The sequence below is a fragment of the Synechococcus sp. W70.1 genome (assembly GCF_047461515.1).
In the GTDB taxonomy this organism is placed as follows: Bacteria; Cyanobacteriota; Cyanobacteriia; order Thermostichales; family Thermostichaceae; genus Thermostichus.
The window spans coordinates 67,796-80,419 of sequence record NZ_JANSHH010000030.1 but is presented as its reverse complement, the minus strand read 5'-3'; the positions used below and the strand labels follow the sequence as shown (position 1 = coordinate 80,419).

12 protein-coding genes are annotated in these 12,624 nt (G+C 60.4%); 4 read left to right on the top strand and 8 right to left on the bottom strand.

Features of this window, described 5'->3' with window-relative positions; genetic code table 11:
• Positions 1-157: 157 nt before the first annotated feature.
• On the top strand, positions 158-2,005 hold the full coding sequence (locus NW808_RS07170; RefSeq protein ID WP_414409803.1) for a ribonuclease J: 1,848 nt from the start codon (positions 158-160) through the stop codon (positions 2,003-2,005).
• A gap of 18 nt (positions 2,006-2,023) precedes the next feature.
• Here NW808_RS07170 and NW808_RS07165 read toward each other — a convergent pair whose 3' ends face one another.
• Positions 2,024-3,010, bottom strand: coding sequence for an SGNH/GDSL hydrolase family protein (locus NW808_RS07165; protein ID WP_414420755.1), 987 nt, complete (start codon positions 3,008-3,010; stop codon positions 2,024-2,026).
• 81 nt (positions 3,011-3,091) lie between these two features.
• On the opposite strand from NW808_RS07165, the gene NW808_RS07160 reads away from it, so the two are divergent.
• Together NW808_RS07160 and purD are read left to right on the top strand one after the other, a co-directional pair.
• Positions 3,092-4,381: an HD domain-containing protein gene (locus tag NW808_RS07160; RefSeq protein ID WP_414405891.1), complete on the top strand. Its 1,290-nt coding sequence runs from the start codon at positions 3,092-3,094 to the stop codon at positions 4,379-4,381.
• Between the two features lie 231 nt (positions 4,382-4,612).
• Positions 4,613-5,926, top strand: coding sequence for a phosphoribosylamine--glycine ligase (gene purD, locus NW808_RS07155; RefSeq protein ID WP_414420754.1), 1,314 nt, complete (start codon positions 4,613-4,615; stop codon positions 5,924-5,926).
• Between the two features lie 290 nt (positions 5,927-6,216).
• Here purD and NW808_RS07150 read toward each other — a convergent pair whose 3' ends face one another.
• From NW808_RS07150 to NW808_RS07140, 3 genes are all read right to left on the bottom strand, one after another.
• Positions 6,217-7,362: a CAP domain-containing protein gene (locus tag NW808_RS07150; RefSeq protein ID WP_414420753.1), complete on the bottom strand. Its 1,146-nt coding sequence runs from the start codon at positions 7,360-7,362 to the stop codon at positions 6,217-6,219.
• Between the two features lie 6 nt (positions 7,363-7,368).
• On the bottom strand, positions 7,369-7,524 hold the full coding sequence (locus NW808_RS07145) for a hypothetical protein (RefSeq protein ID WP_414409808.1): 156 nt from the start codon (positions 7,522-7,524) through the stop codon (positions 7,369-7,371).
• A 129-nt stretch (positions 7,525-7,653) separates the two neighbouring features.
• A complete protein-coding gene (locus tag NW808_RS07140) occupies positions 7,654-8,139 on the bottom strand; it encodes an ureidoglycolate lyase (RefSeq protein WP_414420752.1) in 486 nt (161 codons plus the stop codon).
• Between the two features lie 97 nt (positions 8,140-8,236).
• Here NW808_RS07140 and NW808_RS07135 point away from each other — a divergent pair, with 97 nt between their 5' ends.
• A complete protein-coding gene (locus NW808_RS07135; RefSeq protein WP_414420751.1) occupies positions 8,237-9,019 on the top strand; it encodes a hypothetical protein in 783 nt (260 codons plus the stop codon).
• A 195-nt stretch (positions 9,020-9,214) separates the two neighbouring features.
• Here NW808_RS07135 and NW808_RS07130 read toward each other — a convergent pair whose 3' ends face one another.
• The 4 genes from NW808_RS07130 to NW808_RS07115 form a co-directional block, all read right to left on the bottom strand.
• Positions 9,215-10,021 carry an RNA polymerase sigma factor SigF gene (locus NW808_RS07130; RefSeq protein WP_414420750.1) on the bottom strand — a complete coding sequence of 269 codons (807 nt, stop codon included), beginning with the start codon at positions 10,019-10,021 and terminating at the stop codon, positions 9,215-9,217.
• A gap of 478 nt (positions 10,022-10,499) precedes the next feature.
• Positions 10,500-11,633 carry a tetratricopeptide repeat protein gene (locus tag NW808_RS07125; RefSeq protein ID WP_414420749.1) on the bottom strand — a complete coding sequence of 378 codons (1,134 nt, stop codon included), beginning with the start codon at positions 11,631-11,633 and terminating at the stop codon, positions 10,500-10,502.
• 4 nt (positions 11,634-11,637) lie between these two features.
• Positions 11,638-11,943, bottom strand: a complete 306-nt coding sequence (locus NW808_RS07120) for a hypothetical protein (RefSeq protein ID WP_414396446.1) — start codon at positions 11,941-11,943, stop codon at positions 11,638-11,640.
• A 17-nt stretch (positions 11,944-11,960) separates the two neighbouring features.
• Positions 11,961-12,596: a hypothetical protein gene (locus NW808_RS07115; RefSeq protein ID WP_414420748.1), complete on the bottom strand. Its 636-nt coding sequence runs from the start codon at positions 12,594-12,596 to the stop codon at positions 11,961-11,963.
• Positions 12,597-12,624 lie beyond the last annotated feature (28 nt).

The following is a 12,624-nucleotide window of genomic DNA, read 5'->3' as shown; positions in this document are numbered from 1 at the left end:
AGGGGTCTTTCGTGGCATTTTCCCGACTGGAAAATGGACAGGTCCTAGTAGCCAAATTCAGCTAGCACCGCTGACTTGGCTAGCGGGGTTTGTCTGGAGGGGTTTTTGGTTGGCTTAATTGTTACAAACCGCTACATCTAGAGGATCCACAGCGTCTATGCGAACACCACGGACTTCAGTTGCCTCTCGGTCAGCAGCTGCTCCAGCCCGGCCCACTTCCTCTTTGCAGATGATCCCGTTAGGCGGGGAGCGGGAGATCGGCAAAAACACCTGGGTCTTCCGCTACGAAGACGACATCATCCTGGTGGATGCTGGCCTGGCTTTCCCCGATGAGACGATGCATGGGGTCAACATCGTGCTGCCAGACATGACCTATATCAAGCAAAACCGGGACAAGCTGCGGGCACTGGTGGTTACCCATGGCCACGAAGATCACATCGGCGGGATCCCTTACCACCTACGGGAATTTGACATCCCGGTCATCTATGGTCCGCGCTTAGCACTGGCCCTGCTGGAGGAAAAACTGCGCGATGTGGGCCTTTTGAATCGGACGGAATTGCGCCCAGTTGGGCCGCGGGATATTGTGCCCCTGTGCAAGAACTTCTTTGCCGAATTCATTCGCAATACCCACTCTTCCGCCGACAGCTTTACGATAGCCTTGCACACGCCGGTGGGCGTTGTCATTCAAACGGGCGACTTCAAGATCGACCACACGCCGGTGGATGGCGAACGCTTTGACCTCCATCGGCTGGCCGAGCATGGGGAAAAGGGCGTGCTTTGTCTAATTAGCGACTCCACCAACGCTGAGGTACCCGGCTTTACTCCCTCTGAAGTCGCAGTAGTGCCGGGCCTTACCAAAGCCATTGCGGAAGCCAAAGGACGGGTGATTATCACCACCTTTGCTTCTTCGGTGCATCGCCTCAATTTGGTGTTGCAGATTGCCGAGCAGCAAGGCCGGGTGGTGTCTCTGCTGGGTCGCTCGATGTTAAACGTAGTGGCCCATGCGCGGCGTCTAGGTTACATCCGCTGCAAAGACGAAACGCTGCAGCCCATGCATGTCATCAACAGCCTGCCGGATGACAAGGTCATCATCCTCACCACTGGCTCCCAAGGCGAGCCTCTAGCCGCGCTGACCCGCATTGCCAATGGTGAGCACCCGCAGTTGCAGATCAAGCCAGGAGATACCGTGATTTGGTCGGCCAACCCCATTCCCGGCAACACGCTGGCGGTAACGCGAGTCATCGACAAGCTGATGGAGCTGGGGGCCAATGTTATCTACGGCAAAGACAAGGGGCTGCATGTCTCTGGCCACGGCTGCCAGGAAGACCAGAAACTGATGATTGCCCTCACGCGCCCCAAGTTCTTCGTCCCTACCCACGGGGAATACCGCATGCTGGTCAAGCACGCCGAAACAGCAATGAGCATGGGGATCCCGCGGGAAAACATCGTGATCATCAACAACGGCGATGTGGTGGAGGTTAACCAGGAGCGCATCGCTGTTGTCGGCAGGGTGCCGGCGGGGGTGCAGATGATCACCGCTTCCCACGATGGGGTGCTGATGGACGAGATCCTGCAAGAACGGCAGCAAATGGCCAGAGATGGGGTAGTGACGGTGGTCATCAGCCTAGATGGCAGGGGCAGGCTGCTCTGTACGCCTCAGGTGCAGCACTTGGGCTTGGCGGGAGAGGGCAACTTTAAGGGATCCGACCTAAAACCCCTGGTAGAGGACACCCTCCAGCAAGCTTGGCCGCGCTTTGCCCGATCGCTGGAGCGGGGGAGCCTTGAGGTTGACTGGGCCGGCCTTAAGGCGGAGGTGGAGCAAGTGGTGCGCCGCTTTGTGCGGGAACAACTGCCCGGCAAGCCGACAGTGTTGGTCTTTGTGCAGTCGCCCGAAGAGGAGTCTGTGCCAGTAACCTCCCTGCCGGTTGGGGAAGACCAGCTCGACCAGGAACGGCTGGCCCTAGGACGGCGGCGGCGCTCCTCAGCGGCGGTGGCGGCTTCGTAAGACTGGGTGGCTGGCTCTTCAGAGCTTCTCTCCTGGACTGGGCCGCAGCAAGCCTCTAGGGGAGAGCTCTGCCTTGCTAAAGGGCGGGCAGCGGTTTTGGGGCGGGACGGGCTGCTTTAGGATCCTCAAGAAGGCCTCCGCCAGATCGGCATATCCCCGGTCGTTGGGGTGAAAGCCGTCGGCCAGCGGGCCGGGGAAGAAAGACTCGCGGCGGTAGGAGCGGGGATCGCAGAGCAAGTCCACTACGGGGATCCCCTGTTGGCTCAGGGGGTTGATGGCCCGTTGGCTAAGGCTGACGGAGACTAGAGCCAAAAGTTGCCGCAGGCCGCTGGGCTGCTGCTGGCCTAGGGGAATCAGGGCAAAGTTGGGCAGGTTGGCCACTGCCAGGCGAGCTTGGGGGGCGCGAGCCCGCACCGCCTGGAGCAGAGTTTGGTAGTCTGCAGCAAACTGTTGGATCTGGCGTTCAATAAAGGCTAAGGGATCCTCGCCCTGCAGGGCGCGTTGGGCTGCTGCCAAGACAATAGCGTTGGTGTCGTTGCCGCCTACCCAGATAGTAATCAAAGTGGCGTCGGGGGGGATGCGCGGCACTTGATCCTGGAGCACGTTGGCGGGGATCCCCGCCCTTAGAGCTTGCATGGCCGGGCTGAGCACTGCTCCCGAGCGGCCCAAGTTGATGAGCTCCACCTGCCCCGGCAGGAGGCGGGCTAGGCGCGGGACATACCCCGTCCCGTTGGGACAATCCAGGGGCTCCGAGCGCTGCGGGCGGGTGCCGGCGGCGTTGGCCGGGCCATCGCAGGAGATGGAGGCGTTAAAGCCAACGGCATCGCTGGCTCCCAAAGCCACATAGCGGGTGAGGGGGGTCGAGCTGGGCACGACAACAGCAGGGGGAGAACAGGCGGTCAGCCCCCAACCCAGCGTCCAGATGGCCATAGAAAGCAGCAACCCACCGGTTCTGGGGTCTGGGGGCGAGGGCGCTTGCGTAGCCAGTTGCAAAGAGGAGTCCATAGGGTAGCTTTGCTGCAGAGGTGGGGAAGCCCCCCAGCCAAGCTAACCAAAGATCCGCCAGCCAGCGAGTATGGTGGGAGTATGGCGCTGCGTTTTTGCAAGTCCCGCACCTACCACGATCCCCTACACGGCGCCATTAGCCTGGATGGCGGGGATCCGGTCGAGGCCTTGCTGATTCGTCTTATCGACACGCCGGCCTTCCAGCGCCTACGTCGCATCCGCCAGTTGGACACGGCTTTTTTTACCTTTCACGGCGCCGAGGGATCTCGCTTTACCCACTCGGTGGGAGTGCTGCAGGTTACGCGGCGGCTGTTTGACAGGTTGGCCCGCCGCCACCCAGAGCTGCGCCCCTACCGCGCCGTCACCCTGGTTGCCGCTCTGCTGCACGACATTGGCCACGCCCCCTTTAGCCATGCGGGCGAGGAGATCTTCGGCTGCCGCCACGAGATCTGGACGGCGCGCATCGTGCGGGAGGATCCCCAGATAGCCACCCTGGTGGCGGAGTTCGACCCGCAGCTGCCGGCCCAACTGGAGCAGGTGTGGCAGAAACAATTCCCCCTGCCGCTGGTGGGGCAGCTTATTGCCAGCCAACTGGACTGTGACCGCTTCGACTACTTGATGCGGGACAGCCTGCTTACGGGCGCCCAATACGGCCACCTGGATCTGGATCGCATCCTCACGGTGTTGGACTACGACCCGGAGACGGGATCCCTTTGCATTCCTGCTCGCAAAGGCCTAGGAGCCATCGAGCACTATCTGGTGGTGCGCTATTTCATGTACACCCAGGTGTACCAGCACCCCAAGAGCCTGTGTGCCCGCTTTATTTTGGATCGCCTCTTCAAGCGGGCGCAGGTGCTCTTGCAAAAGGGGGAGATCGAGTTGGATCCCATCTTGAGCGCCTGGTGCTGGGCCGCGCTGGCGACGCAAAAGGGAGATCCCTTCGAGTTGCCTCTGCCCCTCTATTTGGCCGCTGACGATGTGATGTTCAGCTACCCTTTTCGCTTTTGGGCCATGTCGGGGAGGGATCCCATCTTGGCCGATTTGGCGCGGCGCTACCTGGAGCGGGATCTGTTCAAAGCCCGCAACATCACCCGCTTGCCAGAAGAGCGACGCCAAGAGCTGGTGGCAACTCTGAGCCAGAAGATGCAGCGAGATGGCTTGGATCCAGAAAGCTACTTGGGAATTCGCTCCGCCCACGTCCAGGGCTACAGCTTCTACGACCAAGGGATCCAACTCAAAACCGAGGACGGCTACGTAGAAATTGCCCAGCTCTCGCCGCTGGTGCGCGCCTTAGTGGAAACCCAAGGCCAGGTTTGGCTCATCTTCCCTCGCCCCTACAGCGATCTTGTAGAAGGGGCGCTGTCTGCTTAAAGGGTTATGTTAGCCCTGAGGGCCCTGGCCATTGTCCTGCTGGCGCTGCGGCTGTAAGGACTACGTCCCGCTGACGCGAAAGGGCATGCACCTGGGATCCGCTGCCGTTGAATAAGGACTACGTCCCGCTTACGCGAACGGAAGAGCTACGGGAACATGGTCTAATGGGGAATGTAAGGACTACGTCCCGCTGACGCGATCGGGGAAACCCCCAAACAGTGGGATAGCGCCATGCAAGTCTTGGTCATTGGCTCTGGGGGACGGGAGCACGCTTTGGTCTGGAAGCTATTGCAGTCCCCTCAGGTGACTCGAGTCTACTGGGCTCCTGGCAACGGCGGCGCCCAGCAGATGGATCGCTGTCAACCGGTGGCTTTGGCCGCCACAGACATCGAGGGACTGGTGCGGTTTGCTACCGTGCAAGGGATCCGCCTGACGGTGGTGGGGCCGGAGCTGCCCTTGGTGGAGGGAATTGTGGACGCCTTTCAGGCAGCGGGGCTCCCCATTTTTGGCCCCAGTCGCGCCGCCGCCCAACTGGAGGGAAGCAAGCTCTGGGCTAAGCAACTGATGCAGGAAGCAGGGATCCCTACGGCTCCGGCTGTGGGCTTTGCCGACTTGTCCGAGGCGCTGGCCTACCTGGATTCCAGGACTCCGGCAGGCGAACATAGCTATCCTGTCGTGATCAAAAAAGATGGGCTGGCCGCCGGCAAGGGAGTGACCGTTGCCCACAGTCGAGAAGAAGCCGTGCAGGCCCTAGAGGCGGCCCTGGCCAAGCCCGGCGAGCGGGTGCTCATCGAGGAGTTCCTCGTCGGCCAAGAGGTGTCGGTGCTGGCCCTGACGGATGGCCAGATCTGCCTGCCGCTGCTGCCTGCACAAGACTACAAGCGCCTTGGCGATGGCGATACTGGACCCAACACCGGCGGCATGGGGGCCCACGCCCCGGCAGATCACCTGGTCACCCCCAAGCTGCTGGCCCGCATCCAGGCGCAAGTGCTGGATCCTACCCTGCAGGCGCTGCAACAGCGGGGCATTCGCTACCAAGGGGTGATCTACGCTGGCCTGATGATTACGCCCAATGGGGATCCCTACGTCTTGGAGTACAACTGCCGCTTTGGGGATCCCGAAGCCCAGGTTATCCTGCCTCTGTTGGAAAACCCTCTGGACGAGGTGCTGCTGGCCTGCATCGAGGGGCGACTGGCCAATCTTCAGCTGCGGTGGAAGCCCGGCTATGCCGCCTGTGTGGTCATGGCCGCCCCCGGTTACCCCGACAGCTACGAGCGAGGGATCCCCCTTGCCGGCCTAGAGGCTGCCGCCGCCACCGGGGCCCTGGTGTTCCATGCCGGCACTCGCCAGGTGGGCAAGCAGCTTCTCAGCGAGGGTGGGCGTGTCCTCTGTCTTACCGGCCAAGGGGCAACGCTGGCAGAAGCGCTGCGCCAAGCCTATGCCGCTGTGGAGCAGGTGCAGTTCCCCAAAGCCCACTACCGCTCCGACATTGGCAGCCGCGCCCTCGGGCCGAAGGTCCGCCTAGGTGTGGTGCCCGATCCGTAGGCAGATCATGGCCCCAGAGAGGTCGCTTCTCCAGGGCCCCTAAAGCAGTTTTTAAAAAAGCTTTGATACCTAAACCTTAGCTTCTCTGATGACGAGGCAGCAACGATAGTATCGAAATCTCAACTTTCCGTTGATTTTCTCAACAGTAGAGCTGCTCTGTCCCTTCCCGCTGGCCGGCTTGCCTCTCGGGCTCCCACCACGGGGCCAACAAGGAAGGGGCCTGATGGGGTTTCTCCCAGCGAAGGCGAGATTCCTGAGACCCCAACCCAGGACCACAAGTTAAGGCTCAGCTACGGAGAGAACCAGCGGAAGTTCAAGGGATCCTCCCGCCAAAGCCAGCGAGGTGGGATCCCTAGCCCTTCCGTCAAGGCAGCGGGCCTTGGCCCGGCTTGAGGGTCGCAGTCGTAGAGGGTGGTGGTGTAGCGATAGGTGCGCGGCGGCCCACCCTTGAGCCGGATGCCGCTGATTTCAAAGAGGTAGGGTCGATTGGGCTGAATGGATCCCACCGAGTAGGTGAGGGTTTCTAGGCCAAAGGCGGGATCCCCAACCCGGATATCCCAAACCGGCACTGCCTCGCCGGTAAGGGTATCGGTGATGCGGATCTGGGCCTGGCTGAGGTCAGACAAGCCGCCACGGCTAGGCACCGAGAAAGACCAGCGGTAGGCGGACAAAGGCTGGCCGGAAAACCCCTCGAGGCGGTACAGGTAGCCGTCTCTTTCTGGGAAAGCAATAAACTCAGGATCCGGTACCGACTCGTCAAAGCCGAAGATCCAATTGGCATTGGCCTGAGTTACCCGTCCGGCCCGCGGGTCGAAGACGATGCCGTAGGCTCCTTGGGCATACTGGGGATAGAGGTTCCAGCGGCGGTGACCCACATCTACAAAGTTCTCTCGGCCCGGCTCGGCAAAGTAGATATCTACCTGGCGGGCCAGCACCTGCCCTGGGTCAGGGCCGTTCAGCTCCAGAATTGGGCCAATGGCCAGGTTGCTGAAGCGGGCTCCTGCTTCTCCAGCAGGAGTAAAGCAGCGCCAAGAGGGAGGGGGCTGGTGGCTGAGGGCGCCATTGGCCACCTGCAGCAGGGCCGCCTGCTGAGCGGCCTCCAAGAATTCGGGATTGAGCTTCACCGGCGGCAACTTGTGCAACAGCCGCAGAAAGTTCAACCGATCCATCATCTTCTGGGCTGCTGCTGGGGTGAGGCGACCGGGATTGCAGGTGGCAGCCTGAGGCTGCTCAGCATAGAGGGGGCCAGCGAAGGTGCGGGTCTGGCGATCCAACTGGCAAAGAAAGCTAGCAACTGGCAGCTCCCCTGCCCGGGGAGGCTCTGGAGCCGTGGGGGATCCCTCCCCGTTGCAGGCCGTCAAGAGACCAAGGCAGAGCAGAATGACCAGCCCTACTCCCCACCGCTGCTTTAAGCCAAGCAGCCGCTGCCAGCGCATGCAAAACTATCGGCCAGCGGGAGTGGGGGTGGGAGTGAGGCTAGGGGGGCTAACCGTGCTGCCGCTGCCCCCGTCGCAGGCAGACAACAGCCCTAGGCATAGGAACAGAGCCAGGGTGCTCAAGAGCTTGCCGGTTTCTGGGGTAGGTTGGAGTGTAGCCATAGTAACAAATCTCCAAGACGCCGCTGGGTTTGACCCCGTTTTATCCCATAGGGGGGAGTGCCAAGGCTCCTGTCGTAGTGCTGCCACGGATCCCCCCACCTATTTGTCTTGGCTGCCGAATCTGGCTGCTCAAGGGATGATCTGAAACTCCAGGTTGTGGGTCTGGAGCAGGTCGATTGTCTCGTGGTCGGTGATGTTGGTGTCAGCCAGCTCCAGGTTGTAGAAGTCGATAAACTCCTCGCCGTCGAAGTAGGGGCCAGCGTGCCAGGTGCCCAGCTCCAGTTTGATGAAGCAGTCGCCAGCCACTCGAAAAGCTTGAATCCCGTCCACCTGCAGCTCGTCGGCAGGCGGCGCGACGGCGATGAACCACTCCTTGCCGTGCAGGGATCCCAGGCACTGGGTGCAACGGGTGTGGCGGGTTATTTGGCTGAACTTGAGGCCAGGACGGAGCAAGCGCATGAGGTAAAAGCGGGGCTGGCCCTGATTCAAAACCAACTGGGCATCTTGGCTGTCGAAAGGCTTATCGTCGGGAGCGGGGTAGATCACCTGCCCGTAGGGGGCAAAGTTTTCCGCTTCAACCAGAGGTGCCTTCAGTTGGCGTAGTTGGCTACTCACCCTGCTTGTCTCCTCTTTGGCCAGCTTTTACCCCTGAGAAGGGATCTCAGCAGGATCTTAAGATGCCGGCAGTAGAATTGGGTGGAAAACTTAGCCCTTGGCAGAGTCCATGGCCATGCGGCGGGATTTACAAGAGCTGGTCATTTCCCCTTTTCTGGTGGAAAACCTTTCTGGGGTACCCATAGCCTGGCTGTACCGACCTCGGCCTATCCGTCGCTGGAAAGACTGGCTGCGCCAGTTCTCCGCCTTTTGGGATCTGCTGGGCCTGCTGTTGGTGCTGGATTTGTTCTGCCGTTTCTTGACCTTTTGGTCAGGGGGATCCCTGCTGACCTTGGTGGGGCGAATTTTGATCCCTGGCCTGCGCAGCAGTTGGGAAAGTTGGCTGGTGGAATGGGGAATCCTGACAGCCATTGCCGCTTTGGGCCAAGCCTATTGGATTTTCCGCAGCCGCCGCATGCCGCTCTTGCTGAACTTGCTAGAAGAAGTAGATCGCTACAATCGGCTCATTCAAGCCATTCACATCAACGATGAATTGGTAGAGGCGGGCAATCCTGAGGCCAAGCTGCCCCAGCGGGATCAGATCATCGAGACTCTGAAGCTGACTCGCAGCGACCTAATCCGCGCCTTGAAAACTGAACGGATCTTGCGGCAGAACAAAGACTTTATTGAGCAGCAAAGGGAGTTCTTCGGCGACGAGCTGGCAGCTCTGACTGCGCTCCAGCTAAGAGAACAGGCCAGCGAACAGTCGCAGCTTTTGGATGCTGCTTTGCAAATTGCCTTGCAGGTGCGCTCCCAACTAAGCCAACTGCAGAACCGGGGAGCAAATTGTTCCCAAGACAAAGATCAAGCTTCAGACAAAGCTCGAGACAAAAAAGATTAAAGCGAAGACACAAGTTACAGCTATTTCGACCAGGATACTGCACTGATATTGAAGTAACCAAAGCCTTGGACTACGGGAAAATCGTTGTGAGGCTCTTTGTCGCCTTGATCTCCACTTTGGGAGAGGGTTCAGATCTGCCTGGAAAAGCGCTGGAGACTGTCGCGAAGCCCAGGGATCTTCCTTCTCGGCAACGCCCTAAAAAATGTCCTGACTCAGCAGCTTAGCCAAGCGCTCCAGGCCCTTTTTGACCCGTCGGGAAACGGTAACGGCACTGATTCCCAGCCGCTCTGCTGTTTCTTTTTGGGTGAGGTCGTAGAAGAAAACAAATTCCAAAATCTGTCGGGTGCGCTCCTCCAGCTTGGCCAAGGCATTTTGCAGGCGGATGCGATCTTCTTCGGCCAGTTGAAAACTGCGGTAGCGCTGATCGGGAATGGTATCCCCTAGAGCAACGCTGTCTTCTTCAACCTGTACGGGAGCATCTAGGCTGAGCAAAAGGCTGTTTTGTTGGGCCAGCTGCAGCTCTCGCCATTCCTGCTCTGTTAGGTTGAGGGCTTCCCTCACCTCCGCCTCAGAGGGAGGACGGCCCAACTCTTGTCTCAGGCGCGCAATTACCTTCTTGGCCTGTCGCTGCAGGGTGGTCCAGCGGCGAGGGAGCCGCACTGCCGGGCTTTTGTCTCGCAGGTAGTGCTGAATTTCTCCGCGAATGTAGGGCATGGCAAAGGAGCTGAAGGCCAGGCCGCGGCTGACGTCGAAGCGCTCGATGGCCTGAATGAGGCCTAGGCAGCCGACTTGTACTAGGTCGTCGTATCCCTCATTGCATTGGTTCCGCCAGTAGTGGGCCTCTTTGCGCACCAATCCTAGGTTTAGCTCCACCAGTCGATTGCGCAGGGCCGGATCCCGAGTTTGCTGGTACAGCCGCAACAGCTCGAAGGTTTGGGTTTTAACATCTCCAGGTCTAGATGCCCTAGGCGCGCGCCCAGTCGGGGATCCAGAACTGCCCATGCTGGATTTGGCCGAAGAGGGGGAAGCCGGGCTTGTCGGCGGCCTTGGGAGGTCAGAATCCTCGAGAGGAGGCTGTTGCGGAGCCATTACTATAGAAACTGCTTTTCTTTGACCAATTGAGCTAGAGCCCCTCAAGGCTGGATCGGCGGCCAAGCAGCTCAAAAGCAGGGGGTGCAAAGCGATACCGATTTTCTGCCGTTGGGCTCAACTGCGATCTACAAGCAGGTCGAGTTAAGTTGTAGCCATAAGAATGCTACCAGGTGTTAGCAGAAACACAATTTTGAGATTTGCTAGGATACTGAAGCGCCCTCAGTTTGACCAGCTTTTCCGCGGCAGTCAACACCCTTCTCCCGGAAACCCTCCGTCTTCGGTGGAAGGTCGGATTGCTATTGCCGGTGTGTCCTCTGGGGTACTCTGGAACTCAGGAAGCAGACGGTGGAGCTGTTCGCGTCAGGGGCGTTGGGCTTTCCTCTAGTCCTCATTCGCGACAGGGGTGCGCTCTCAGGAAGGCTGCAAAACTCGGTTCACCGCGAATGGGATCGAAATAGGGTTCAGAGGCAAGCAGGGGGCGGTAGCGTTCCGGCTGCAGCCGCAGAGCTTGCTCTAGGGCTTGGAGGGCCTGGGGCAGTTGGCCTTCCCAGGCGCAGCAGCAGGCTTTAGCATAGTAGGCCTCTGCATTGTCAGGATCCAGCTCCACGGCCCGGTCAAAGCTCTGGAGGGCGAGCCTGTAGAGGTTCAAGTCCATCAGCACCAAGCCGCGCTGCAGCCAGAGCTGGGAGCGCTGGGGATCCTGGGCGAGAGCGCGGTCGTAGCTGTTGAGAGCTTCCATGCAGTTGCCCAGGCGGTGATGGGCAAAGGCGTGGCCGGCCCAGAGAGAGACCGACTCCAATCCCAGTTGCAAGGCTTGCTCGTAGCTGGCCAGAGCCTCGGCGTAGCGCTCCAGATGCACCAGAGCCAGCCCGCGACTTTGCCAAACCCGGGGATCCTTGGGGTTGAGGTCCAGGGCCTTGTCGTAGCTGTTCACTGCTTCCTGCCATCGCTCTAGAGAGGCCAAGGTCAGCCCGCGCAGATGCCACGCTTCCGCACTGTCGGGGCGGAGGGTGAGAGCCTGCTCGTAGGCGCGCAGCGCCTCTTGGTAACGGCCCAGTTGCCGCAGCGTGTTGGCCTGGTTAAAGCGGGCCTCAAAAAAATCCGGCTTTAGGTGCAAAGCCCGCTCGTAGCTGGCCAGCGCTTCCTGATGACGGCCAAGATCGTCCAGAAGAGAACCTCGGTTGTTCCAAGCTTCGGGAAAGTCCGGCTTCAGCTCTAGGGCGCGGTCGTAGCTGGCCAGGGCGGCTTGCGCCTGTCCCAGTTGGTCGAGGGCGGTGGCGCGGTTGTACCAGGCAATGGGATCCCGTGGCCGGTCTGCCACTGCCTGCTCGAAGGGCTGCAGTTGGGCTGCCTGTTCCGCCGTAAGGGCAGAGAGGTCAACCGCCGTTGCCGGCAAAACAGCTTCTGGAGGAGCAGCCCGCCGCTGCCGCCGCAGCCCCCAGGCCCAGCCTCCCACTAGGAGCAGCAGACCCACCCCCAGTACCAGCGCGCCCAGGTCAGTTGAGGCGGTTGCAAACGGCATGACCCTACATCATCACCAGAAAGGGCAGGGGATCGCTAGGTCCTGCTGGCGAGATCAGCTCAATGCGCTTTTCGCCGGGGTAGGTGCTGGGATCGATCTCAAAGGTAACCGTCAGCGCCTCGGCACTAGCTTGCACCGGCTCTTGGGAGCGCCCCAAGGGATCCCCAAAGCTAACCCGGATCCCCTTGCCCGCCGGGCTGACCCGGATCTCGGTTACCTGATCCAGATGAGATCCCTCCAGGGTACAGACGATGATATCTCCCACAAAGGCCTCCCGCGGCCAACCACGCCGCACGATGGGTCTAGGCATAGTGTTGCTCCCACGGTCTACTTCACCCCAAAACGGCTTTGATGACACAGGGGTTCCGCCATCACCGGCTGCCACCCCTCCGGAGAAGAGGCGGTTTGGGGAAGAGGAACAGCAGGTGCTCGCAGCAACACCTGGCCGTCTGAACCTACACTAACCAAGCGGGGCATTTCTCCAAGGCTGTCAGCGACGGCAAACAGCACCCGTCCTCTTGCCTCGGGATCCCAGCCTAGCAGCTCCGCATAGGCCAAGGCCGGTGGCGGATCCCAGATTTGCACTGGCGGGATCTCGGTTGAGTCTGCCGGCAAAGGCCAGATCACCGCCCGATCCCAGCTTAAGTCTGTCTGGAGCCAGCCCGAGTACTCCTTCACCAGCAAAGTCTTCTCCTGCCAAGCCATGGGCAGGAGCACAGCAAAATCCAGCGGATCCTCAGGATTACCCCCGACTACCGAGGTTTGGTAGAGAACCTGCAGAGCGCGGCTACGGGTGTTTTCGGCAAACAGCACGCTGGTCAACTGGCCTCCGGAGGGGGTGACAACCCAATTTAGCCGCGTGTACACCTGCCAGTGGGAATCCGGAGCCACGAGGGGCTGGCTGCGCAGCAGGCCCACCAGCGTACACTGCCGCTCCTGTGCCTTTTCCTGCAAGTCGTACACCCACTCCCAGGGAATGGGTAAAGGCGAG

Excerpts from the sequence above, each read along its gene's own strand:
- NW808_RS07170 (WP_414409803.1), top strand. The coding sequence starts at position 158 with ATGCGAACACCACGGACTTCAGTTGCCTCTCGGTCAGCAGCTGCTCCA.
- NW808_RS07165 (WP_414420755.1), bottom strand. The coding sequence starts at position 3,010 with ATGGACTCCTCTTTGCAACTGGCTACGCAAGCGCCCTCGCCCCCAGAC.
- NW808_RS07160 (WP_414405891.1), top strand. The coding sequence starts at position 3,092 with ATGGCGCTGCGTTTTTGCAAGTCCCGCACCTACCACGATCCCCTACAC.
- purD (WP_414420754.1), top strand. The coding sequence starts at position 4,613 with ATGCAAGTCTTGGTCATTGGCTCTGGGGGACGGGAGCACGCTTTGGTC.
- NW808_RS07150 (WP_414420753.1), bottom strand. The coding sequence starts at position 7,362 with ATGCGCTGGCAGCGGCTGCTTGGCTTAAAGCAGCGGTGGGGAGTAGGG.
- NW808_RS07145 (WP_414409808.1), bottom strand. The coding sequence starts at position 7,524 with ATGGCTACACTCCAACCTACCCCAGAAACCGGCAAGCTCTTGAGCACC.
- NW808_RS07130 (WP_414420750.1), bottom strand. The coding sequence starts at position 10,021 with ATGGGCAGTTCTGGATCCCCGACTGGGCGCGCGCCTAGGGCATCTAGA.
- NW808_RS07125 (WP_414420749.1), bottom strand. The coding sequence starts at position 11,633 with ATGCCGTTTGCAACCGCCTCAACTGACCTGGGCGCGCTGGTACTGGGG.
- NW808_RS07120 (WP_414396446.1), bottom strand. The coding sequence starts at position 11,943 with ATGCCTAGACCCATCGTGCGGCGTGGTTGGCCGCGGGAGGCCTTTGTG.